This window comes from Paenirhodobacter sp., assembly GCF_041916475.1.
GTDB lineage: Bacteria > Pseudomonadota > Alphaproteobacteria > Rhodobacterales > Rhodobacteraceae > Rhodobacter.
In genome coordinates, this window is the sequence record NZ_JAYRZN010000028.1 from 23,715 (window position 1) to 45,095 (window position 21,381).

Sequence of the window (21,381 nt, forward strand, 5' to 3'; positions counted from 1 at the left end):
CTCCTCAGAGAGAACGTTTGAAGATGCGGCCGGTGATGCCCTGCGGCAGCAGCCGCAGCAGCACGAGCGCGGCCACCAGAAGGGCTGCGTCGCCATAGACCGGGCCGGTCAGGAAGGTCATGCCCTGGCTGATCGTGCCCAGCAGCGCGGCCGAAGACAGCGTGCCCGCGATGACCGAGGCGCCGCCGGTGATGACGGTGATGAAGCTCTGGCCCACCAGATTCATGCCCATGGTCGGGACCACGCCCGTCACCGGGGCAAGGAGCCCGCCCGCAAGCCCGGTGATGGCCGAGCCGATGCCGAAGGTCGTCATATAGACCCAGCGGGTGCGGATGCCGAGCGCCTCGGCCATATCGGCGTTCTGCATCGTGGCCCGCGCGATCAGCCCGGCCTTGGTGAATTTCAGCACGCACCAGATCGCCACCAGCACCAGCACCGCAAAGCCGATCAGCACGAAATTGTAGATGGGCATCTGATAGGCGCCAATCTTCATGCCGCCGAAGGGCGTGGACACCCCCTGCACGGTATTGCCAAAGACCATGGTGACGCCGCCCATCATCAGCATCGACAGCCCCCATGTGGCCAGGAGGCTGTCGAGTATGCGTCCGTAGAGCCACTGGATTACCAGCCGCTCCACGATGATGCCGAAGATCCCCACCACGAGGGGGGCGAGGACGAGAATGGCGACCCATTCGTTGACGCCGGCATGTGTGGAGGTCACGACGGTATAGCCGCCGAGCATCAGGAATTCGCCATGGGCGAAGTTGATGATCCGCATCATGCCGAAGATGATCGCGAGCCCCGATGCGAGCAGGACGAGCCAGGCAACCGCCCGGACCATCTCCAGCGCAACGACGAGGGTGTAGTCCATATCCGTCCTCCGGCCTCAGATCACAGGCTGATCTCGTAGTGCTTGTTGGCCTTCGGATCCTTGATCAGGTCGCAGACCATCTGGGTGTCCTCGGGCTGCGAATCCGGGAAGGATTCCTTGATCTGGAACACCTGGTCCTTGCATTCGGCGATATAGACGTCGCGGATCGCGTGCTGCGTCTTCGGGTCGATCTTCACCTTGCCCGCGGGCATCTCGTAGACCTTGCCCGAGGTCAGCACCTCCAGCAGCGGGTCGCGCTTCGTGGAGCCCGCATCGCGCACGGCATCGGCCCACATCATGATGCCCTCGTAGGTCACCTCGGAGATTTCCGACATCACCCATTTCTTGTCCGGATAGGCAGCGGCGACCTTTTCGAGGAAGGTCTTGTTGACCGGGTTGTCGATCTGCTCGAAATAGCCGAAGCACGAGATCAGCCCGTCGCTTTCCGCAGCCGTCAGGATCACCTGGTCGCTGCCGCCCGCGCCGAAAACGGTCGAGACGATCGGGATCTGCCCCTTCATGCCCGCAGCGGCCCATTGCCGGTAGAAGCCCAGATGCGAAGTGCCGACCATGGCCGAGAGCACGAAATCGGGCTTCGCGCCCTGAATCTTGGAGATCGTCGGGCCGAACTGCGCCACGTCGAGCGGGAAGAATTCGGTCGCGATCACCTCGCCGCCGTTTTCCTCCACATAGCGCTTCACCCAGGCTGCGGTGATATGGCCGTAGTTGTAATCCGCCGCGACCGTATAGACCTTCTTGCCGAACAGGTTCATCGCATAGGGGATGACGCGCTTCACCGTCTGGGCCGGGGTGGTGCCAAGCGTGATCTCGTTGCGGTCACACACGCCGCCTTCGTATTGCGTGTTGTAGAAGTAGAAGGTGTTGTAGCGGTGGAAGATCGGGCGGATGGTTTCGCGGCTGGCCGAGGTGATCCCGCCCATCACGACGTCGACCTTGTCCTTCAGCGCAAGCTGCGTGGCATATTGCGAATAGAGCGACATGTTCGATTGCGGGTCGTAGACCACCGCCTCGACCGGCTTGCCGAGCAGGCCGCCATTGTCGTTGATGTCCTTGATCGCGAGCTGCAGCACCTGGTTCATCGGCACCCCGACCGAGTCGAGCGCGCCCGAAAGGTCGTGCAGGCAGCCGACCTTGATCGTCTCGCCGGCAGCGCGCGCGATCAGCGGCGCCGACAGCGTCGCCGCAGCAGCGGCACCCGTGGTGTAGAGGAATTTGCGTCTGCTGAGCGTGGTCATTCCGAGTGCCCTTGGTGATTTGGATTGGCACGATCAAAGGCAATTTGCTTGAATTCGCAAATATCGAAATAACGCTATTGGAGGATATTTGTTTTTCGATTATTTTTTACGCGATATTTTCACCCGCACGATGATTTTGCGCGCGTCATTCGGGCCAAAATGCGCCTTTTTGGCCTGCCATCCGCGGATTTCAGCCGGGGTGCGCCCCGGCTGCCGCAGATGCAATCGCCGCATGGCCAGCCCCACCCCCTTGCTTCGAGATATTTTCCGTTTCAATATTCACGAAATCGGCGTTCGCGCGCCACCCCGTCACGGAGCCCCGCCATGCCCACCCCCGCCCCCTTCAAAGCCGCCGCCATCCAGTTCGAACCGGTGATGTTCGCCAAGGAGCGCAACGTCACCAGGCTCCTCGATCTGTGCCGGGAGGCGGCGCAGGGCGGCGCGCGGCTGATCGTGACGCCGGAGATGGGCACCACCGGCTATTGCTGGTACGACCGCGCCGAAGTCGCGCCCGAAGTCGAGACGATCCCGGGCCCGACCACCGCCCGGTTCGCGGACATCGCCGCGGCGCACGATTGCTACATCGTCGTCGGGCTGCCCGAGGTCGATCCGGCGACCGGGCTCTATTACAACAGCGCCGCCCTGATCGGGCCCGAGGGTGTGGTGGGCGTGCACCGCAAATCGCATCCCTATATCTCCGAGCCGAAATGGGCGGCCTCGGGCGATGTCGCGCATCAGGTCTTCGACACGAAAATCGGCCGCATCGCGCTGCTCATCTGCATGGACCTGCATTTCTTCGAAACCGTGCGGCTCGAGACCCTGGGCGGCGCCGATGTCATCTGCCACATCTCGAACTGGCTCGCGGAGCGCACCCCGGCGCCCTACTGGATCACCCGCGCCTGGGAGAACGGCTGCTATGTGATCGAGGCGAACCGCTGGGGGCTGGAGCGCACGGTGCAGTTTTCGGGCGGCAGCTGCATCATCGCCCCCGATGGCAGCGTGGACGCCCAGACCGATGGCGGCGATGCCATCGTCACCGGCACCATCGACCCGGCCCGGACGCGTGCGCGCATGGTGCTGGGCGAGCCCGTGTTCGAGCTGCGCCGCCCCGCCCTCTACAAGACGCTGATGACCAACAGCTTCACCTGGAATCCGCTGGATTATTTCCGCCTCTATGGGCGCCAGCCGCTGCCCGCGGGGCGTGCCTCCACGCTTGCGGTGGCGCAATTCGCGCCCGCGGCGGATCCGGCCGCGAATCTCGCCACCGTCGCCCGCCTCGCGGCGGAGGCTGCGGGCGCGGGTGCGGCGCTCCTCGTGCTGCCGGAGCTGGCGCTCAATGGCCCCGAGACCGCCGAAGCCCTGGACGGCCCCCTGATCGACCGCTTCACCCGGATCGCGATGCGTCACCGGCTGCATATCGTCGCAGGCTTCGCCGAGACGGATGGCGCGCGGCGGTACAATTCCGTTGTCCTGTCCGGGCCGGAGGGGCGGGTGGGCAGCTACCGCAAGATCCACCTCGCGCAGGCGGATCGCGCCTGGGCCAGCGCGGGCGACAGCTGGCGCCATTTCGACCTGCCCTTCGGGCGGCTCGGGCTGATCACCGGCACCGATGCGCTCCCGCCCGAGAGCATCCGGGTGCTGGCGCTTGCGGGCTGCGATATCGTCGCCTGCCCCGCGGCCCTGCCTCCGGGCTTCACCGGCGCTCATGCCGGCACCGCCATTCCGCACAACGCCCCGATCCCGACCGGCGCCGATCCGTTCCACTGGCATGCCTTCCGCGCCCGCAGCGGCGAGAACAACCTGCACCTGGCCTTCGCGAACCGGATGGAGGCCGGGAACCCGGGCCTGAGCGGCATCTTCGGCGCCGACACCTTCGCCTTCCCGCGCCATGAAAGCGCGGTGCTGGAGGAAGAAGGCATGGCGCTGCTGCGCATCGACCTGACCAACGCCGATACGCCCTATCCCTCCAATGTGGTGCGCCGCAAGGACCTGATCACCATGCGGCTGCCGCATCACTACACGCCGCTGATCATGGAGCGCACGCAGGGCTGAGCGGCCCGCGGGGGCTTGCGCAGCCGCCCCGCGCCGGGCAATGAGGGGCGGCGGAGGTGCGTGATGCTGTCCTATCAACACATCTACCATGCGGGGAACCTGGCGGACGTGCACAAGCACGCCCTGCTTGCGGTCATGCTCGATTACATGACCCGCAAGGACAAGCCGATGAGCTATCTGGAGACGCATTCCGGCCGCGGGCTCTACGCGCTCGATGCGCCGGAGGCGGTCAAGACCGGCGAGGCGGGCGCCGGCATCCGCCGGATCGAGAAGCTCGGCTGGTTCGCGCCCGATCACCCCTATGCGCAGGCGCTGGCGGCGGTGCGCGCGACCCACGGCGCCATGGCCTATCCGGGCTCCCCGCTGATCGCCACGAGCCTGCTGCGCCCGATCGACGGGATCCAGCTGTGCGAGCTGCATCCGCGCGAGTTCGAGGCCCTGCGCGCGGCGATGGCCCCTTTCGGCGGCGTGCTGCACCCCAAGGACGGGCTCGCCATGGCGCTGGCCCTCGCCCCGCCCGCGCCACGCCGCGGCCTGATGCTGATCGACCCGTCCTGGGAGGTCAAATCGGATTACGAGACGATCCCGAAGCTCATCGGCCAGGTTGCCCGCAAATGGAACGTGGGCGTGATCGCGCTCTGGTATCCGGTCCTGGCGCCCTCGGTCGCCATTGCCCCCGCGCAGGCCGCGATGGTGCGCGCCCTCACCGCGGCGCATCCGGAGGCGCTCCTGTCCGAAGTCCGCTTCCCGCCCGCCCGCGAAGGCCACGGCATGATCGGCTCCGGCATGTTCGTGCTGAACCCGCCCTGGGGCCTCGAAGGCGAAGCGCAGCGCCTGCAGCGCCTGTTCGCCACGCTGTAGCGCGGGGGGTGCCCAGAGGGGGCGCGCCCCCTCTGGCGGGGGGCGCGGGGGGCTGGCCCCCCGCTTCCGCCCCGATCACAGCATAGTGACGCGCGCGCCGCCGTGGCGCACCCTAGCGCCGTGCCTGGTGCCGGGATCTTCCCGGCATGGGAACAGGACGGGCCCTGCCCGAATCCGACCGCCCCCGCGACTGTGAGCGGCGAGCCGACCCGACAAAGCCACTGCGACTGCCCCCGGGCCGTCGCGGGAAGGCCGGGAAGGCTGCGACCCGCGAGTCAGGAGACCGACCAGCACCTCATCTCAACCGCCGTCGGGAGTGACGGTCTGGAGGACCCAATGCATATCGAACCCGGCCTCGTCATGGGGCCCAAAATTCTTCTGAGCATCGCCACAGCCGGTACGGCGGGCCTGTTCACCGCGCGCCTCGCCCTGCAGGCGCTGCGCGAACAGGGGCTGGCCTCGCTCGCCCTGCGCAGCGTGATCGCCACCGCCTGCGTCTTCAGCTTCTTCGAAATCCTGCCGCATCACCCGGTCGGGGTGTCCGAAGTCCACCTGATCCTCGGATCGACCCTGTTTTTGCTGTTCGGTGCGGCGCCCGCCGCCATCGGCCTCGCCGCGGGGCTGCTGATCCAGGGGCTGTTCTTCGCGCCCTTCGACCTGCCGCAATACGGCATGAACGTGTCCACGCTGCTGTTCCCGCTCTTCGGGCTGCGCGCGCTCGCGGGCCGGATCATCGCCCCCGGCACCGCCTATGTGGACCTCAAATACAGTCAGGCCCTCGCCCTCTCCACCGCCTATCAGGGCGGCGTGGTGCTCTGGGTGGCGTTCTGGGCGCTCTATGGCGCGGGCGTCACCTCTGACAACCTGCACGCCATCGTGACCTTCGGCGGCGCCTATATGCTGGTCGTCCTGATCGAACCGCTGGCCGATCTCGCCGTCCTTGCCGCAGCCAAGACGCTGCATGGCGCGAAGGCCTCGGGCCTGTTCACCCGCCGCCTGCACCACCCGGCCTGAGCCCGGCACAGGCACGCTCCGGCCCCGCGGGGCCGGACCTTCCCCAGATCAGCGGGACCCAGATCAGCGGGCCCCGGACCAGCAGGCCCTAGGCCGCAGGCTCCTGCCGCGCCCGGGCGATTTCCTCCGCGCTGAGCGGCCCCGGGAAATGACAGGCGACCTGATGCTGCGCAGCCGAGAGCACAGGCACCTCCGCCGCACAGCGCGCCTGCGCCCGCGGGCAGCGCGTGCGGAACACGCAGCCCGAAGGCGGCGCCAGCGGCGAGGGCAGATCGCCGTTCAGCGGCACCACCACCTTCTCCGCCTCAAACGCCGGATCCGGCACCGGCACCGCCGAGAGCAGCGCCTGCGTATAGGGATGCTGCGGCCGGGCATAAAGCTCCGCCGAAGCGGCGATCTCCATCACCTTGCCCAGATACAGCACCATCACCCGGTCGCTGATATGCTTCACCACGCTCAGGTCATGGGCGATGAACACGAGCGCGAGGCCCAGCTCCCGCTGCAACCGGATCAGCAGGTTGATCACCTGCGCCTGGATCGACACATCCAGCGCCGACACCGGCTCATCGCAGATGATCAGCCGCGGCTCCACGATCAGCGCCCGCGCGATGCCAATGCGCTGGCACTGCCCGCCCGAGAATTCATGCGGGTAGCGGTTGATCTGATTGGGTAGCAGGCCCACGCGCTCCATCATCTGCTGCACCCGCGCCTTCACCTCGGCGCCCGAAAGCCCCTTGCGATGCGTGACCAGCGGCTCGGCGATGATCTGGCCCACGGTCATGCGCGGATCGAGACTCGCCAGCGGGTCCTGAAACACCATCTGGATATCGGCGCGGTAGCGCATCATCTGCCGCGGGCTCAGCCCGAGCAGATCCACCCCGTCCTCCCAGACCGCCCGGCCCTGCCCCGGCGCGAGCCCGATCAGCGCCCGCGCCAGCGTGGATTTGCCGCAACCGGATTCACCCACCACCCCCAGCGTCTCGCCCGGCATCAGGGTGAAGCCCACCCCGCCCACCGCCTGCAGGGCGCGCGGCCGCGCCCAGGGCCAGGCCGATGCCGGCGGGATCCGGAAGGTCACGCGCAGGTCCTCGACCTGCAACAGGGGCTTTGTCATCGCATCGGCTCCTCTGCGCGGGTGCGCTGCGCCAGCACATCGGCCACCGGCGCGAAGCAGGCGCGGCTGCGCTCCGGCGCGAACTCCTCCAGCGCCGGGTGCCGCTCCGTGCAGCCGTCGCGCAGATAGGGGCAGCGCGGCGCGAAGGCGCAGCCGGGCGGGCGGCGGTTCATGTTGGGCGGCGCGCCCGGAATCGCGCGCAGCTCCTCCTCGTGCTGGTCCACCCGCGGAATGGCGGCGAGCAGGCCCTGCGTATAGGGATGCGTCGGCCCCGCAAACAGCGGCCCGACCGGCCCCGTCTCGCGCACGCGCCCGGCATACATCACCGCCACCCGCTCGCAGGCGCCGGCCACCACGCCCAGATCATGGGTGATCAGGATCATCGCCATGCCGAAATCGCGCTGCAGATCGGAAAGCAGCTGCATGATCTGCGCCTGCACGGTGACATCGAGCGCCGTCGTCGGCTCATCGGCGATCAGCAGCTTCGGATGGCACATCAGCGCCATCGCGATCATCACCCGCTGCCGCATGCCGCCCGAAAATTCATGCGGATAGAGCCGCACCCGCGCCGCCGCATCGGGAATGTGCACCGCATCGAGCATGCGCACCGCCTCCGCCACCGCCGCCCGCTTCGAGATCCCGCGGTGCAGCGTCAGCACCTCCGCCATCTGCTCCGAGACCCGCATGTAGGGATTAAGAGAGGTCATCGGATCCTGAAAGATCATCGCGATCTCCTCGGCCCGGATCCGGTTCAGCAGCTTTGGCGGGGCGTTCAGGATCTCCTGCCCCTCAAAAAGCACGCTGCCCTGGGCGCGGCCATTGCGCGCCAGAAGGCCCATCACCGCGAAGCTGAGCTGCGATTTGCCGCTGCCGGATTCGCCCACGATGCCCAGCGTCTCGCCGGCCGCGACGCAGAGCGAGACATCGTTCACCGCCTGCACCGCGCCGTCATTCGTCTCGAAGCGGACCGAAAGGCCCCGGATCTCCAGAAGGGCCATCTCAGCGCTCCTTCGGATCGAGCGCGTCACGCAGCCCGTCGCCCACGAAGAAGAAGCCGAACAGAGTCACCACGAAGAAGCCCAGCGGGAACATCAGCTGCCACAGCGTGCCATAGCCCATCGTACCCGAGCCCTCGGAGATCAGCGCGCCCCAGGAAGTCAGCGGCTCCTGCACGCCGAGGCCGAGGAAGCTGATGAAGCTCTCGGTCAAGATCATCAGCGGCACCAGAAGGGTGGCATAGACCGCCACCACGCCAAGCAGATTGGGCACGATATGGCGCAGCACGATGCGCCAGCCGGGCACGCCGATGGCGCGGGCGGCCTCGATGAATTCGCGGTTCTTCAGGCTCAGCGTCTGGCCGCGCACGATCCGCGACATGTCGAGCCAGGAAATCAGCCCGATCCCGAAGAACAGCATCGCGATCGAGCGCCCGAACATGACCAGCAGCAGGATCAGCACGAACATGTAGGGCACCGACATCAGGATATCGACCGCGCGCATCATCAGCTGATCGGTGCGCCCGCCCACATAGCCCGCCGTCGCGCCATAGAGCGTGCCCACCAGCACCGCGATGGCGGCGCCGATGACCCCCACCATGAGCGAGATCTGCGTGCCCTGCACCGTGCGCGCAAACAGGTCGCGCCCGAGATCATCGGTGCCGAAATAATGCCCGCTGGCCAGCGAGGGCCCGCCGAGCTCCGCCACCTGCCCCATCACCGCGAAGTCGAGGTCCTGGTTGTTCCAGGCGGCGAGATGGCTGCCGAAGAGCACGAAGGCGGTGACGAGGACGAGGATCGCCAGCCCCGCCATCGCCGCGCGGTTGCGCAGGAAGCGGCGCCGGGCATCGGCCCAGGGGCTGCGCCCGCGGACCTCCTCGCTGGCCATTCGCGCGGCGAGGCTGTGCATTTTCTGTTGATCGATCACCATGTCAGTACCGGATTTTCGGGTCGATCCAGGCGTAGAGGATATCCACGACCAGATTGAACAAAACAGTCAGCGCCCCCACCAGGATCGTCACCCCCATCATCACCGCGTAATCGCGGTTCAGCGCGCTGTCGACGAAAGCCTTGCCGATGCCGCCGGTGGAAAAATAGATGTCGATCACCACCGATCCGGTGATCATGGAGACGAAGACCGGGCCGAGATAGCTGATCACCGGCAGCGCCGCGGGCTTCAGCGCATGGCGTAGGATCACCCGGTATTCCGGCAGCCCCTTCGCCCGCGCGGTGCGGATATGGTTGGAGCCCAGCACCTCCAGCATGGAGGAGCGCATGATCCGCGCGATGGAGGCCATGTAGCTCGTGGCCAGCGCGATCACCGGCATCACCCAGAAGCCCGGATCGGAGAAGCTCCACCCGCCGCCGGGCAGCCAGCGCAGCGACAGCGTGAACAGCAAGACGAGGATCGGCGCCATCACGAAATTGGGCAGCACCTGCGCGCCGATGGAGATGCCCACGGCCAGATAGTCGATCCAGCTGTTGTGCCAGATCGCCGCCACCACCCCGAGCGCGCCGCCCACCCCCACCGCCAGCGCAAAGGCCAGCAGGCCGTAGGTCAGCGTCACCGGGAAGCCCGCGGCGATCAGCTGGTTCACCGACAGATCGGGGTAAACGAAGCTCGGCCCGAAATCGAAATGCACGACCACATTCCAGATATAGCCCAGGACCTGCCGCCACAGCGGCTGATCGAGGCCATATTTGGCGTTCAGGTTGGCCAGCACCTGCGGCGGCAGGGCGCGCTCCTGCGTGAAGGGCCCGCCCGGGGCCATATGCATCAGCAGGAAAGACAGAACGATCAGCAGCAACAGCGTGGGCACGGCCACGGCCAGGCGCCGCAGGACATAGGCAAACATCGGCGGTCTCCCTTCCGGTGGCGGCGCCGGAAAGCCCGGCGCCGCGGAGGCTCATTTCTCGATGCGGTAGATGTCCTTGGCGAACCAGGTGTTGAGCACGTTCTCGGTGGCGATGCCCTTCACCGTGGGGTTGATCATGTCGACCTTGGCATAGTGATAGATGAAGGCCGAGGGCACCTCGCGGGCGAGGATCTCCTCAGCCTGCTTGTACAGCGGCGCCGGGTCGGGGGCGGTCTTGGCCTCGTTCAGCAGGCGGTCGAAGTCGGCGTTGGACCATTTGCCGCTGTTGTAGCCATCGGTGCGGAACCAGTCGAGGAAGGTCGAGGGCTCGTTATAGTCGCCGCACCAGGCATAGCGGGCAATGTCGAAGTCCTGGTTCTGCAGCCGGTCGGTATGCACCTTCCATTCCACGTTGTTCAGCGTCACCTCGATGCCCAGCGGGCGCCAGAACTGCTGCACGGCGACGGCAATCTTCTTGTGGGCATCGTCGGTGTTGTACTGGATCGAGAGCTTCAGCGGCTTGTCCGGCCCATAGCCCGCCTCTTTCAGCAGCTCCTTCGCCCGCGCGGTCATCTCGGGCTGCGCCATCGTCGCGAGCTCGGTCTTGGGCGCATCGAAGCCCTCAATGGCCCAATGGGTCCAGGTCGTGGCGGGCCGCTGGCCGCCCTGCAGGATGTTGTCCACGATCACCTGGCGGTTGATCGCCAGCGACAGCGCCTCGCGCACGCGCTGGTCCTTCAGCGCCGCCGGCCCCTTCTCCGACAGGTTGTAGATATAGGCATAGGAGCAGGCATAGGGCAGCGAGACCGCCTGATCGGGATATTGCTGCTTCAGCCGCGGATATTGCCCGGAGGGGATCTGCACCCGGTCGAGCTCGCCCGCCATGTAGCGCGTGAGCGCCACGTTGTTGTCGTTCACCGTCACCCCGCGCAGGTCTTGCAGGAGCACGTTGTCCGCGTCCCAATAGGTCGGGCTCTTCTTCATCACGATTTCCACGCCGAGATTGTGGCTCACCAGCGTGAAGGCGCCGTTGCCCACGAGCTTGCCCGGCTGGGTCCAGTCGTCGCCATATTGCGCGATCACCTTGCGCGGCACCGGATAGGTGGTCGCATGCGAAAGCGTCTTGATGAAATAGGGCGTGGGCGTGGTGAGCACCACCTGCAGGGTCTTGTCATCGAGCGCGGTGATGCCGAGCTCCTCGGGCTTCTTCTCGCCCTTCACGATCGGGGTCGCGTTCGCCACGTTCATCAGCTCGATGAACCAGGCGTATTCGGAGGCCGTCTCCGGGTTCACCACCCGCTGCCAGGCATAGACGAAATCCCCCGCGACGACCGGCGTGCCATCCGACCATTTCGCATCGCGCAGCTTGAAGGTATAGGTCAGCTTGTCGTCGCTGACGGTGTAGCTCTCGGCCACGCCCGGGATCATCGCGCCCTTCGCATCCTCGTTCATCAGCCCCTCGAACAGCGAGCGCAGCACGTCCGAGCCCTCGACATCGGTGTTCTTCGCCGGATCGACCGATTTGATCGCATCGAGCAGCCAGAAGCTGTAGCTCTGGGTCGCGGCGAGCTTCTCGCCCTCGGCCGGATGCGCGGCAAGCGCGGGCAGAGCCAGCGCGGCGACCAGGGCGGTGCTGAGGAAAAGCTTGGTCATGAGGATCTCCCGTTGTACTCGTTTCGGCGTCAAAGCGCCCATGAGACCGAGCATATCCGGCGGCATCCGTCCGTAAACCCGATTGCGGGGGGGCCTGCGCGGCCAAATGCCGATGACGTGGCGGCACCCGCCGCCCCGGCAGCCCTCAGCCGCGCCGGGCCGCGCGCAGCGTTTCGGAGGGCAACTCGTTGAAAAACCAGCGGTAATGCGCGGAGAACCGGCCCCAATGGGTGAAGCCGTGATGCAGCGCCACCTCGGAGACCCGCGCGCCCCTGTCTCCTGCGCGGATCAGCGTGCTGCGCACCAGATTGAGCCGCCGTACAAGAAGCAGGCGCTCCAGAGTCATGTCGAGCTCGGCGCGGCAGACCGCGCGCAGCTCCGCCAGCCCATGGCCCGTGCCCTGCGCCGCATCCGCGCCGCTCACCAGGTCGATCGGCGCGCCGCGCAGCCAGGCGAGCAGGTCGCGGACCATCTGGCGGGCGCGCGGCGGGCGCGCACAGGACCAGCCCGGCGTCTCCAGCCAGGACAAGAGCTGATCTTGCAGGATCTTGGGCGCGAGCCGCACGAATTCCGCATCCTCGCGATAGAACGCCCCCGCCGCCGGATCGAGCAGCCGCTCGAACCAGTCCGCCATCGCCCCGGTCGCGAGGCGCGGCACATGGTCGAACCCGGCCCAGACATCGGGCAGCGGCACCTGCCCACCCAACGATTCCTCGGGGATCGTGGCGATCAGGATCACCTCGTTCGGCTCGAACACGAAGGGCCTTTGCGCGCGTGCGCGGCTCAGCCCGGCTTCCATGACGGCCCCGCGCGCATGGCTGCGGCGGAAATAGACCGCGACGCGGTCCTCCGGATCGGCGAAATGGTTCTCGGTGCGCAGCGTGACCGTCTCGCGGTAGAGCGCCAGCCCGGGCATTTCCAGCCGGATCACCGCGCCCTCGAAACGCCCCTCTTGCAGCTGCGCATAACTCTGCTCCCAGCCGGGCATGGCCACGGCCTGCTCATCCACCGAATGGCACGCGCGGAAATCATAGCAGCCGAGCTGCCCCGCAGGAGGTTGGGTCGCAGTGCGCATGGCCTGATCATTTCCCTCAACCATGCGCAAAGCGCAAGCCATGCCCGATGATCGCAGCCATTGTCCACAAAATGCACAAAATTTGATCATGAATTTGTGTCCGCACCGGATAGACCCGGCGGTCACCTTCCCGTTACCCTAGCCGCACCGATCCGCAGGAGGCATAGAAGAATGCGAAAAATCGTAGCGACCGGGGCGGCCTTTCTGGCCCTGACCTCCCCCATCCTGGCCCAGGAGGCAAAGCCCATCGAGCCCGAGACCCTCGGCGTCGAAAAAGCGATCAAGCCCGGCCCGAACGTGTTCACCCTCGATCAGAGCTGGGACGGCTCGAGCAAGATCAACGTGCTCGGCGCCGACGACCTCTCGATCAAGGGCAACATCGGCGTCGGCCTGATCGGCCAGATGGTGCTGAGCGCCGACGGCTCCAGGCTTTATACCAGCTCGGTCTATGCCAAGCGCATCACCTACGGGCCGCAGGAAGCCATCGTCCATGAATGGGACGTGGCCACGCTGAGCCCGCTGCGCGAGTTCAACGTCTCCGAAAAGATGGCGATGGTGGAGCCGCAGCCGGTGATGCTGGCGCTGGCCGATGCCGAAAAGTACCTGCTGGTGCAGGATGCGACGCCCGCCACCTCGATCAACGTGATCGACCTGGCCAAGGGCGCGCCGATCGCCGAAATCCCGACGCCCGGCTGCTGGGGCGCGATCCCGACCACCGGCACCAGCTTCCTCACCGTCTGTGGCGACGGTTCGATGAAGACCTTCAGCTTCGCCGCCGACGGCAGCTTCGGTGCGCCGAAATCCGGCGCGGGCATTTTCGATGCCGATGCGGATGCGCTGTTCACCAACCCCGCACGGGTGGGCGACGATTTCTACTTCGCCTCGTTCAAGGGCAACCTCTACCATGTGACCGTGAAGGACGGCGTCCCCGCGCTCGCCGACAAGTTCTCGCTGGTGACGGGCTCCGAGGGCTGGGCGCCGGGCGGCTCCGAAGTGATCACCTATCACGCAGGAACCGGCATCGCCTTCGTGCTGATGCATTCGGGCGCCGCGGAAGGCAGCCACAAGAACGCCGCCGAGGAGATCTGGGCGGTGGATCTGAAGACGAAAGAGGTGCTGTACCGTTCTGTGGCCCATCACGAGAACTCGCTCACCGTGAGCAAATCCTCCCCGCCGGTGCTGTTCGGCACCACCGAGGAAGGCGAGCTCAACCGCTACGAGGTCCATCCCGAGGCCCGCTCCGCCGCCAAATTCGCGGGGTCGATCGAGGAAATGGGCACCTTCCTGGGCCTGGTGCTGACGAGCCAGTGATGGACATGCTGCGGCTGATATCGGGGATGCTGACCGTCTTCCTGGCGGTGCTGCTGCTGCGTGCCGCCTGGCACAAGGCGCAGAGCTTCCTGGAGACGACGGGCTTCGTGGCCGATTACGGGCTGGTGCCGCCGGGGCGCGAAGCGCTGGTCACGCGGGCGCTGATCGGGCTCGAGGCGCTGGCGGTGGCGCTGCTGGTGCTGCCGGCCACGCGCGTAGCGGGGGCGCTGCTCGCGGCGGCGCTGCTCGCGGGATATGGTGCAGCGATGGCGCTGGCGCTGCGGGCGGGCAAGACCCGGATCGATTGCGGCTGCGGTGGCACGCCGCAGTTCGTCTCGGGCCTGACGATCGGGCGCAACGCGGTCCTGGCTGCGCTGGCGCTCTGGCTCGCGGCTTTGCCCGCGGGCCCGATGGGGGGGGCGATGGCGGCACTGGTGACGGTGCTGGCCGGGCTCACCCTCTGGGCGATCTACGGCACAGTCGAGAAGCTGCTCGCCAATTTCGGCCATATCCTCGCGGTTGGTCCGCGGCGGTCCTGAGGAGAACACGATGGAACTGATGACCTTTGCCCTCGGAGCCCTCTGGGTGCTGGTCCTCGTGCTGACGGCGGCGGTCTTTGCGCTGGCGCGGCAGGTGGGCGTGCTGCTGGAGCGGGTGCAGCCGGTGGGCGCGATGATCTCGGACAACGGGCCCGATATCGGCGCGAAGGCGCCGCAGCTCACCCTGCCGAACCTGAACGGCGGGCCGATCGCGCTGGCCGCTCCGGGGCGCAGCCGGGTGGTGTTCTTCCTGTCCACCACCTGCCCGATCTGCAAGGCGCTGATCCCGGCGCTGCGCGATGTGGTGCGCGCCGAGGGCGACTGGCTCGACGTGATCCTGGCCTCGGACGGCAAGCCCGCCCCGCACCAGGAGATGATCGCGCGCGAGAAGCTCACGGACTTCCCCTACACGCTCTCCTCCGAGCTCGGGATGACCTTCAAGGTCGCGAAACTTCCCTTTGCCGTCCTGATCGACGGCACGGGTACGATCAAGGCGAAGGGGCTGGTGAACAACCGTGAACAGCTCGAAAGCCTCTTCAACGCCGCCGAACTCGGGCGCCCCTCGGTGCAGAGCACGATGCTCGCCGATGGCCAGCCCGCCTGACCCAAGGAGACAGTCATGATCGACAAACTGTTCAAGATCCTCGACCGCCAGATCGAGGCCGGCGCACGCCGCACCGCCCGCACCAATGGTCGCCGCAGCTTCCTCGCCAAGGCGGGAACCCTGCTCGCGGGCGTGGCGATCTCGCCGGTGCTGCCCTTCGACCGCCGCGCCCGCGCCGCCGAAGCCGCCGACGAATGCAGCTACTGGCGCCATTGCGCGCTCGATGGCAACCTGTGCTCGACCTCGGGCGGCTCGCTGACCACCTGCCCGCCCGGCTCCTCGGCCTCCGCGGTGAGCTGGGTCGGCACCTGCTCGAACCCCGAGGATGGCAAGGACTACCTCGTCAGCTACAACGACTGCTGCGGCAAGCCCTCGGTCTCGGGCTCGACCTTCTGCTACACCTCGAAGGGCGAGCGCCCCGGCTACCGCATGGGCCTGTACAACGACATCAACTGGTGCATGGCCAACGAGAACAAGGGCTATCACTGCACGGTCTCCGTCGTCGTGGGGCTGGCCGATGAATAAGGTCCTCGGGGCTGCCGCAGTGGCGGCCCTCGGCATTGCCCTGCCGGTGGCGGGGCATGCCGACGGGGCGGCACTGTTCGAACAGAACTGCACCGCCTGCCATGCGGCGGGCGGGGTCGGCACGCCGGGCTTGGCGCCGCCGCTGGTGAGCCACAATTTCTGGGCAAAGCTCGGCGACAAGGCGCCGCAGTATATCTCGGGCGTGATCGCGGCCGGGCTCACCGGCAAGATCAACGCGGGCGGCATGGATTACATCGGCCTCGCCATGCCCGCGCAGGAGCAGCTTTCGGACGCGGAGGCCGCCGAAGTCGCGACCTATGTGCTCCAGAGCTTCGGCCAGGTGCAGCAAAGCGTGACCGAGGAGCAGGTGAAGACCGCCCGCGCCACGCCGCCCGCCCATGCCGATCTGCGCAAGATGCGGAAGGGCGAGTGATGCGCACCCTCCTGCTCGCCTGCGCCCTCTTCGGCCTGCCCTTCGCGGCGCAGGCCGAGCGCGGCGCGCGCGAGAACTACGTCCTGCGCTGCGCCGGATGCCACGGCATGGAGGGCAAGGGCAGCGAGACCGGCGGCATCCCGACCTTCATCGGCTCGGTCTCCACGCTCGCGAATGACGACGAGGGGCGCACCTACATGATGCATGTCCCCGGGGTGATCTCGGCCAGCCTTTCGGATGTCGAGATCGCGAAGGTGATGAATTATATCGTCGATGTCTGGGGCGGCGCGCCCGCCCCGGCCTTCACCGCCGAGGAAGTCACCCGCCGCCGCGCGGTGCCGGTGGCCGATGTGGTGCGCTATCGCCGCGCCCTCGTCGAACGGCTGGAGCGCGAGGGCAAGACCGTCGCCCCCTATCCCTGGCCCTGACCAGAGCCCGGATCCGCCGCGCCTGCGGCGGGTCCGCCTCAGTATACGTCGCGCAGGTAGCGCTTTTCCTTCTGCATCCGCGCCACATATTCCGCCGCCGCCGCCTCCGACAGGCCGCCATGGCGCGCCGCGATCCGCTTCAGCGCCGCATCCACATCCTTCGCCATCCGCAGCGCATCGCCGCAGACATAGAGATGCGCGCCGCCCTCCAGCCAGCCCCACAGCGCCGCGCCCTGCTCTTCCATACGGTGCTGCACATAGATCTTCTGCGCCTGATCGCGCGAGAAGGCGAGGTCCAGCCGCGTCAGATGGCCATCCGCCTGCCAGGCCTCGATCTGGTCGCGGTAGTAGAAATCCGTGGCCGCCCGCTGCTCGCCGAAGAAGAGCCAGTTGCGGCCCCGCGCGCCGGTGGCGGCGCGGTCGTGCAGGAAGCCCATGAACGGCGCAATGCCGGTGCCCGGGCCGATCATGATCACGTCGCGCGCGCCCTCCTGCGGCGGGTGAAAATGCGCCGAAGCCTGGGCGAAGATCCGCGGCGTGCCCGCCCCGGCGCGGTCGGCAAGGAAGCCCGAGGCCACGCCCTTGCGCGCCCGGCCCTCGCAGTCGTAGCGCACCACCGAGACCGTCAGCTGCACCTCGCCCTCCTGCGCCCGCGGGCTCGAGGAGATCGAGTAGAGCCGCGGCTGCAACGGGCGCAGCAGCCCGGCCCAGTCCTGCGCGGCCATCCGCTGCGGCGCGGCATGGAGCACATCGGCGATCTGCCGCCCCCAGAGCCAGCGCTCCAGCTCCGCACCCCGCGCGGGATCAAGCAGCGGCGCGAACACCGCGCCCGGATCGCGCTCCGCCAGCGCGCGCAAGAGCTCCTTCGAGACCCGGGAAATGTCCAGATGGCGGGTCATCGCCTCCTGCAGCGGGAGCGTGCCCTGGCCCGCCAGCGTCACCGGCGCCTCGGGCGACAGCTCCAGCCGCGCGAAGATCTCCGCCACCAGATCAGGGCAGTTCTCCGGCCAGATCCCCAGGGCATCGCCCGCCTCATAGCGCAGCTCCGTCCCGGCGATATCGAAGCCGAACTGGCGCACCTCCTTGCCCGCGCCCGGCAGGCTCAGGAGCTGGTTGCGCTGCAGCCTTGTGGTGAGCGGCGTCTTGCGCCCGATCCCTGCGGCCACCGGCGGGGCAGAAACCGGCGCGGCGGCCCCGCCGCCAAGTGCTGCGACCACCGCCTCCAGCCAGGCGCCCGAGGTTTCCTCATGGTCCGGTTCGCAATCGGCCCGCGGCACCAGCGCCACGGCGCCCAGTTCGCTCAGCCGCGCCTCCAGCCGGCGGCCGAAGCCGCAGAACTGCTCGTAGCTCGAATCGCCGAAGGCCAGCACCGCATAGCGCAACCCCGAAAGCGCGGGCGCATCCCCTGAAAGCGCCGCCCAGAAGGCGGTGGCATTGTCGGGCGCATCGCCATCGCCGAAAGTGCTCGCCACGAAGAGCGCCCGCCCCGCCTGCGCCAGATCGCCCGGCGTGGCATCGGCCATCGCCAAAAGCCGCACCGCCCATCCCTCGGCCTCCAGCCGCGCGCCCGCCGCCTGCGCCACCGCCTCCGCCGTGCCCGTCTGCGAGGCCCAGAGCACCAGAACCGTGCCCCGCCCCGGCGTGGGCATAGCCGCGGGCAGCGGCACGCGCGCATAAAGCCCGGCCAGAAGCCCGCTCACATAGGCCCGCGTTTCCGGCCGGAACGGTGCATCTTCCGGCACATAGGGCACGCCCGCAGGCCCGGTTTCGGGGCTGCGCAGCGCATTGGCGAAGCCCGCGAGCCAGGCCATTTCCGTCTGGCTGAAGCTCGGCGCGAAGCCGCCCGGGATCTCCAGCAGCCGCACGAAGGCCTCCACCGGCGCCTCCGGTGCGCCCGTGGCCTGCACGGCGGCGCGCGCAGCCTCCGCCGGCCCCGAAACCCGCTGCAGCGCCACCGCCGCGATCTTGAATTCCGGCTGGCGCGAAACCGGGTCCACCGCATCCGATGTCAGCGCATTCACCGCCAGATCCTCCCCGAACATGTCGCTCCAGTGGAAGGGCGCGAAGCAGTTCCCGGGCCGGACCCGATCCGTGACCTCGGCCGGAAGCACCGCCCGGCCGCGGCGCGAGCGGATCTCCACCCGATCGCGCGGGCCGATGCCCAGGGCTTCGGCATCCTCCGGGTGGATCTCCACGAAGGGGCCGGGGTTCAGCTTGTTCAGCGTGGGCACGCGGCCGGTTTTCGTCATCGTGTGCCACTGGTGCTGCTGGCGCCCGGTGTTCAACACCATCGGGAATTCGGCATCGGGCATTTCGGCCGGGTCCAGATGCGGGCGCGGATGGAACACCGCCCGGCCCGAGGGCGTGGCGAAGGCGATGCCCTCGGGCCCCAGGTAGCGGATCGGGTTGCGCGCCGGGCCTTCGGGCGCCACCGGCCATTGCACCGGGCCGCCCTGCAGCCGCGCATGGCTCGCGCCGCGGATGTCGTAGCCGGTCTTGGGGTTGTAAAAGCGGCGGATCTCGTCGAAGACCTCGGCCGCCGATGCATAGCTGAAGGCCGCGCCATAGCCCATCGCGCGCGCCACCTCGGCAATGATCTGCCAGTCGGGCAGCGCCTCGCCGGGCGGCTCCACCGCTTTCGGGCAGAGCGTCATGTTGCGCTCGGAGCTGACCATCACCCCGTCGGCCTCCGCCCAGAGCGCGCCCGGCAGGAGCAGATCGGCATGGCGGGTGGTCTCGGTGTCGCGGTAGGCGTCCTGACAGATCACCAGCTCCGCCGCCTCCAGCCCCGCAATCACCGCGCCCCGGTTCGCGACCGAGGCGACCGGATTGGTGCAGATGATCCAGCAGGCCTTGATCCGGCCCGCGGCCATCTCGTCGAACATCGCGATCGTGCCCGCGCCGCTTTCTGCGCGCAGCCGCCCCGGCGGCAGGCCCCAGATCTCCTCCACCCGCGCGCGGTCCTCCGGCCTATCCGCGCCGCGCTGCCCGGGCAGGCCCGGCCCCATATAGCCCATCTCGCGCCCGCCCATGGCATTGGGCTGCCCGGTGAGCGAAAACGGCCCCGCACCGGGGCGGCAGATCGCCCCCGTCGCCAGATGCAGGTTGCAGATCGCATTGGTGTTCCAGGTGCCATGGGTGGACTGGTTCAGCCCCATCGTCCACAGGCTCATCCAGTCCCCGGCTGCGCCGATCATCTGCGCCGCGCGGATGAGATCGGCCTCGGGAATATCGGTGATCGCCGAGACCTTGGCGGGGGTGTAGGCCGCCAGGAAATCGGGCATCGCGGCCCAGCCCTCGGTATGGGCCGCGATGAAGGCGGGGTCCGTGTGCCCGGCCTGATGCAGCAGGTACAAAAGCCCGTTCAGCAGCGCCAGATCCGTGCCCGGCCGGATCCGCAGGTACAGATCGGCCTTCTCCGCCGTGGCATTGCGGCGCGGATCCACCACGATCAGCTTCGCCCCGGCCTTCACCCGCTCCATCATCCGCAGAAACAGGATCGGGTGGCAGTCGGCCATATTGGCGCCGATCACGAAGAACAGGTTGCTCTGCGCGAAATCGTCATACGATCCCGGCGGGCCATCGGAGCCGAGCGAGAGCTTGTAGCCCGCCCCGGCGCTGGCCATGCACAGGCGCGAATTGCTCTCGATATGGCGGGTGCCGATGAACCCCTTCGCGAGCTTGTTGGCCAGGTATTGCGCCTCCAGCGACATCTGCCCGGAGACATAGAGGCTCACCGCATCCGGCCCGTCGCGCTCGATGATCGCGCGCAGGCCCGCCGCCGTCCGGGCGATCGCCTCCGCCATCGGCAGCGTGCTCTCCCCCTCCGGCCCGCGCAGGATCGCCTGCTCCGCCCGGCCCGGCGCGGAAGCCGGGATATGGCAGGAATTGCCCTTGGTGCAGAGCCGCCCCGCATTCGCCGGATGCGCCTTGTCGCCCTGCACCTTAGTAATCTTGCCGTTTTCCACCTGCAGCACGACGCCGCAGCCGACGCCGCAATAGGGGCACTGGCTGCGGACCTCGCGCGCGCTCATCCGGCGCACCGGAGCCGGGCCGCGGCGCGTTTGGGGCGGCGCAGCAGCAAGATCGCCGGGGCCACGACGCCCTGCGTCTCGGCGCCGAGGCGGCCGAGCACGGTGCGGATCACCTGCTCGCGGCCGGTGGAGGCGGCGCAGACGATCTCCACCTCGCAATCGGCCTCGACCCCGGAGGCGAGCATCTGCTCGCGGATCTCCGCGAGCCGACCCACCGCCATATAGAGCGCCACCGTGCAACCCGCCCGCGCAAGCGCCCCCCAATCCGGGTCGTCATCTCCGGGGCGGCACATGCCCGTCGCCACCACCAGCGCATCGGTTTCGCCGCGCTCGGTCAGCGGGCGGCCCAGCGCCGCCGCCGCCGCCGAAGCCGCGGTGATACCCGGCACGATCTCCACCGCGACGCCCGCGGCTCGCGCCGCCGCCAGCTCCTCGGCCGCACGGCCGAAGATCGACGGATCGCCCGATTTGAGCCGCACCACGCGCCTGCCCGCGCGGGCGGCCGCCGTGATCAGCGCACAGATCCGCTCCTGCGGCCAGGCATGGCGCCCGACCTCCTTGCCCACATAGATCCGCTCCGCCTCCGGCCGGGCATGGGCCAGCACCGCCGGATCCACCAGCCGGTCATAGCAGATCAGATCCGCGGCCCGGATCCGCTCCAGCGCCCGCAGCGTGAGCAGGTCGGCCGCACCAGGGCCCGCGCCGACAAGCGCGATCGAGCCGCGCGGATCGCGCAGCGGGGTCGGTTCGGTGGTCATGG

Annotated in this window: 19 protein-coding genes and 1 riboswitch; of the genes, 9 read left to right on the forward strand and 10 right to left on the reverse strand. The window is 68.1% G+C overall.

The annotated features are described in order from the left end of the window. Positions 1-4: 4 nt before the first annotated feature. Entirely contained in the window at positions 5-871 is an 867-nt protein-coding gene (locus ACOMG5_RS12420) for a branched-chain amino acid ABC transporter permease (RefSeq protein ID WP_420344121.1), read from the reverse strand. 20 nt (positions 872-891) lie between these two features. Further along, positions 892-2,127 carry a transporter substrate-binding protein gene (locus ACOMG5_RS12425; protein WP_420344122.1) on the reverse strand — a complete coding sequence of 412 codons (1,236 nt, stop codon included), beginning with the start codon at positions 2,125-2,127 and terminating at the stop codon, positions 892-894. 324 nt (positions 2,128-2,451) lie between these two features. Here ACOMG5_RS12425 and ACOMG5_RS12430 point away from each other — a divergent pair, with 324 nt between their 5' ends. The 3 genes from ACOMG5_RS12430 to ACOMG5_RS12440 all read left to right on the forward strand — a co-directional run bounded on the left by ACOMG5_RS12430 (position 2,452) and on the right by ACOMG5_RS12440 (position 6,054). Next, on the forward strand, positions 2,452-4,179 hold the full coding sequence (locus ACOMG5_RS12430; RefSeq protein ID WP_420344123.1) for a nitrilase-related carbon-nitrogen hydrolase: 1,728 nt from the start codon (positions 2,452-2,454) through the stop codon (positions 4,177-4,179). A gap of 63 nt (positions 4,180-4,242) precedes the next feature. Further along, positions 4,243-5,040, forward strand: coding sequence for a 23S rRNA (adenine(2030)-N(6))-methyltransferase RlmJ (gene rlmJ / locus ACOMG5_RS12435; RefSeq protein WP_420344124.1), 798 nt, complete (start codon positions 4,243-4,245; stop codon positions 5,038-5,040). Between the two features lie 108 nt (positions 5,041-5,148). After that, positions 5,149-5,347, forward strand: a riboswitch (cobalamin riboswitch). A 29-nt stretch (positions 5,348-5,376) separates the two neighbouring features. Then, positions 5,377-6,054, forward strand: a complete 678-nt coding sequence (locus ACOMG5_RS12440; RefSeq protein WP_420344125.1) for an energy-coupling factor ABC transporter permease — start codon at positions 5,377-5,379, stop codon at positions 6,052-6,054. 88 nt (positions 6,055-6,142) lie between these two features. Here the strand turns inward: ACOMG5_RS12440 and ACOMG5_RS12445 are convergent, their stop codons facing one another. From ACOMG5_RS12445 to ACOMG5_RS12470, 6 genes are all read right to left on the reverse strand, one after another. Beyond that, positions 6,143-7,168: an ABC transporter ATP-binding protein gene (locus tag ACOMG5_RS12445; protein WP_420344126.1), complete on the reverse strand. Its 1,026-nt coding sequence runs from the start codon at positions 7,166-7,168 to the stop codon at positions 6,143-6,145. Then, a complete protein-coding gene (locus ACOMG5_RS12450; protein WP_420344127.1) occupies positions 7,165-8,166 on the reverse strand; it encodes an oligopeptide/dipeptide ABC transporter ATP-binding protein in 1,002 nt (333 codons plus the stop codon). The genes ACOMG5_RS12445 and ACOMG5_RS12450 overlap by 4 nt, the downstream gene beginning before the upstream one ends. Position 8,167: 1 nt before the next feature. Next, a complete protein-coding gene (locus ACOMG5_RS12455; RefSeq protein WP_420344128.1) occupies positions 8,168-9,052 on the reverse strand; it encodes an ABC transporter permease subunit in 885 nt (294 codons plus the stop codon). A gap of 43 nt (positions 9,053-9,095) precedes the next feature. Next, positions 9,096-10,019 carry an oligopeptide ABC transporter permease OppB gene (gene oppB / locus ACOMG5_RS12460; protein ID WP_420344129.1) on the reverse strand — a complete coding sequence of 308 codons (924 nt, stop codon included), beginning with the start codon at positions 10,017-10,019 and terminating at the stop codon, positions 9,096-9,098. 51 nt (positions 10,020-10,070) lie between these two features. Continuing rightward, positions 10,071-11,672 (reverse strand): peptide ABC transporter substrate-binding protein, encoded by a 1,602-nt coding sequence (locus ACOMG5_RS12465; RefSeq protein WP_420344130.1) that lies wholly within the window; start codon positions 11,670-11,672, stop codon positions 10,071-10,073. Positions 11,673-11,817: 145 nt separating this feature from the next. Then, positions 11,818-12,747, reverse strand: coding sequence for a helix-turn-helix domain-containing protein (locus ACOMG5_RS12470; protein WP_420344131.1), 930 nt, complete (start codon positions 12,745-12,747; stop codon positions 11,818-11,820). 171 nt (positions 12,748-12,918) lie between these two features. Between ACOMG5_RS12470 and ACOMG5_RS12475 the strand changes: the two genes are divergently transcribed. From ACOMG5_RS12475 to ACOMG5_RS12500, 6 genes are read left to right on the forward strand one after another with little or no spacing between them, the layout of a single operon-like run. After that, on the forward strand, positions 12,919-14,058 hold the full coding sequence (locus tag ACOMG5_RS12475; protein ID WP_420344132.1) for an amine dehydrogenase large subunit: 1,140 nt from the start codon (positions 12,919-12,921) through the stop codon (positions 14,056-14,058). Continuing rightward, the gene (locus tag ACOMG5_RS12480) at positions 14,058-14,597 is read left to right on the forward strand and encodes a MauE/DoxX family redox-associated membrane protein (RefSeq protein ID WP_420344133.1); all 540 of its coding nucleotides are present in this window, start codon (positions 14,058-14,060) and stop codon (positions 14,595-14,597) included. Before ACOMG5_RS12475 ends, ACOMG5_RS12480 begins: the two co-directional genes overlap by 1 nt. Before the next feature lie 10 nt (positions 14,598-14,607). Beyond that, the gene (locus ACOMG5_RS12485) at positions 14,608-15,201 is read left to right on the forward strand and encodes a redoxin domain-containing protein (RefSeq protein WP_420344134.1); all 594 of its coding nucleotides are present in this window, start codon (positions 14,608-14,610) and stop codon (positions 15,199-15,201) included. Positions 15,202-15,216: 15 nt separating this feature from the next. After that, positions 15,217-15,726 carry a methylamine dehydrogenase light chain gene (locus ACOMG5_RS12490; RefSeq protein ID WP_420344135.1) on the forward strand — a complete coding sequence of 170 codons (510 nt, stop codon included), beginning with the start codon at positions 15,217-15,219 and terminating at the stop codon, positions 15,724-15,726. Then, complete coding sequence (locus ACOMG5_RS12495) at positions 15,719-16,159, forward strand: c-type cytochrome (RefSeq protein WP_420344136.1); 441 nt, start codon at positions 15,719-15,721, stop codon at positions 16,157-16,159. Before ACOMG5_RS12490 ends, ACOMG5_RS12495 begins: the two co-directional genes overlap by 8 nt. Then, a complete protein-coding gene (locus tag ACOMG5_RS12500) occupies positions 16,156-16,587 on the forward strand; it encodes a c-type cytochrome (protein WP_420344137.1) in 432 nt (143 codons plus the stop codon). The genes ACOMG5_RS12495 and ACOMG5_RS12500 overlap by 4 nt, the downstream gene beginning before the upstream one ends. 38 nt (positions 16,588-16,625) lie before the next feature. Here ACOMG5_RS12500 and ACOMG5_RS12505 read toward each other — a convergent pair whose 3' ends face one another. Both ACOMG5_RS12505 and cobA read right to left on the reverse strand, forming a co-directional pair. After that, positions 16,626-20,621 (reverse strand): molybdopterin-dependent oxidoreductase, encoded by a 3,996-nt coding sequence (locus ACOMG5_RS12505; RefSeq protein WP_420344138.1) that lies wholly within the window; start codon positions 20,619-20,621, stop codon positions 16,626-16,628. After that, the gene (gene cobA, locus ACOMG5_RS12510; RefSeq protein WP_420344139.1) at positions 20,618-21,379 is read right to left on the reverse strand and encodes a uroporphyrinogen-III C-methyltransferase; all 762 of its coding nucleotides are present in this window, start codon (positions 21,377-21,379) and stop codon (positions 20,618-20,620) included. The genes ACOMG5_RS12505 and cobA overlap by 4 nt, the downstream gene beginning before the upstream one ends. Between the last annotated feature and the right edge of the window lie 2 nt (positions 21,380-21,381).

Coding starts and splice junctions, on each gene's coding strand:
- ACOMG5_RS12420 (WP_420344121.1), bottom strand. CDS start 871: ATGGACTACACCCTCGTCGTTGCGCTGGAGATGGTCCGGGCGGTTGCC.
- ACOMG5_RS12425 (WP_420344122.1), bottom strand. CDS start 2,127: ATGACCACGCTCAGCAGACGCAAATTCCTCTACACCACGGGTGCCGCT.
- ACOMG5_RS12430 (WP_420344123.1), top strand. CDS start 2,452: ATGCCCACCCCCGCCCCCTTCAAAGCCGCCGCCATCCAGTTCGAACCG.
- rlmJ (WP_420344124.1), top strand. CDS start 4,243: ATGCTGTCCTATCAACACATCTACCATGCGGGGAACCTGGCGGACGTG.
- ACOMG5_RS12440 (WP_420344125.1), top strand. CDS start 5,377: ATGCATATCGAACCCGGCCTCGTCATGGGGCCCAAAATTCTTCTGAGC.
- ACOMG5_RS12445 (WP_420344126.1), bottom strand. CDS start 7,168: ATGACAAAGCCCCTGTTGCAGGTCGAGGACCTGCGCGTGACCTTCCGG.
- ACOMG5_RS12450 (WP_420344127.1), bottom strand. CDS start 8,166: ATGGCCCTTCTGGAGATCCGGGGCCTTTCGGTCCGCTTCGAGACGAAT.
- ACOMG5_RS12455 (WP_420344128.1), bottom strand. CDS start 9,052: ATGGCCAGCGAGGAGGTCCGCGGGCGCAGCCCCTGGGCCGATGCCCGG.
- oppB (WP_420344129.1), bottom strand. CDS start 10,019: ATGTTTGCCTATGTCCTGCGGCGCCTGGCCGTGGCCGTGCCCACGCTG.
- ACOMG5_RS12465 (WP_420344130.1), bottom strand. CDS start 11,672: ATGACCAAGCTTTTCCTCAGCACCGCCCTGGTCGCCGCGCTGGCTCTG.
- ACOMG5_RS12470 (WP_420344131.1), bottom strand. CDS start 12,747: ATGCGCACTGCGACCCAACCTCCTGCGGGGCAGCTCGGCTGCTATGAT.
- ACOMG5_RS12475 (WP_420344132.1), top strand. CDS start 12,919: ATGCGAAAAATCGTAGCGACCGGGGCGGCCTTTCTGGCCCTGACCTCC.
- ACOMG5_RS12480 (WP_420344133.1), top strand. CDS start 14,058: ATGGACATGCTGCGGCTGATATCGGGGATGCTGACCGTCTTCCTGGCG.
- ACOMG5_RS12485 (WP_420344134.1), top strand. CDS start 14,608: ATGGAACTGATGACCTTTGCCCTCGGAGCCCTCTGGGTGCTGGTCCTC.
- ACOMG5_RS12490 (WP_420344135.1), top strand. CDS start 15,217: ATGATCGACAAACTGTTCAAGATCCTCGACCGCCAGATCGAGGCCGGC.
- ACOMG5_RS12495 (WP_420344136.1), top strand. CDS start 15,719: ATGAATAAGGTCCTCGGGGCTGCCGCAGTGGCGGCCCTCGGCATTGCC.
- ACOMG5_RS12505 (WP_420344138.1), bottom strand. CDS start 20,621: ATGAGCGCGCGCGAGGTCCGCAGCCAGTGCCCCTATTGCGGCGTCGGC.
- cobA (WP_420344139.1), bottom strand. CDS start 21,379: ATGACCACCGAACCGACCCCGCTGCGCGATCCGCGCGGCTCGATCGCG.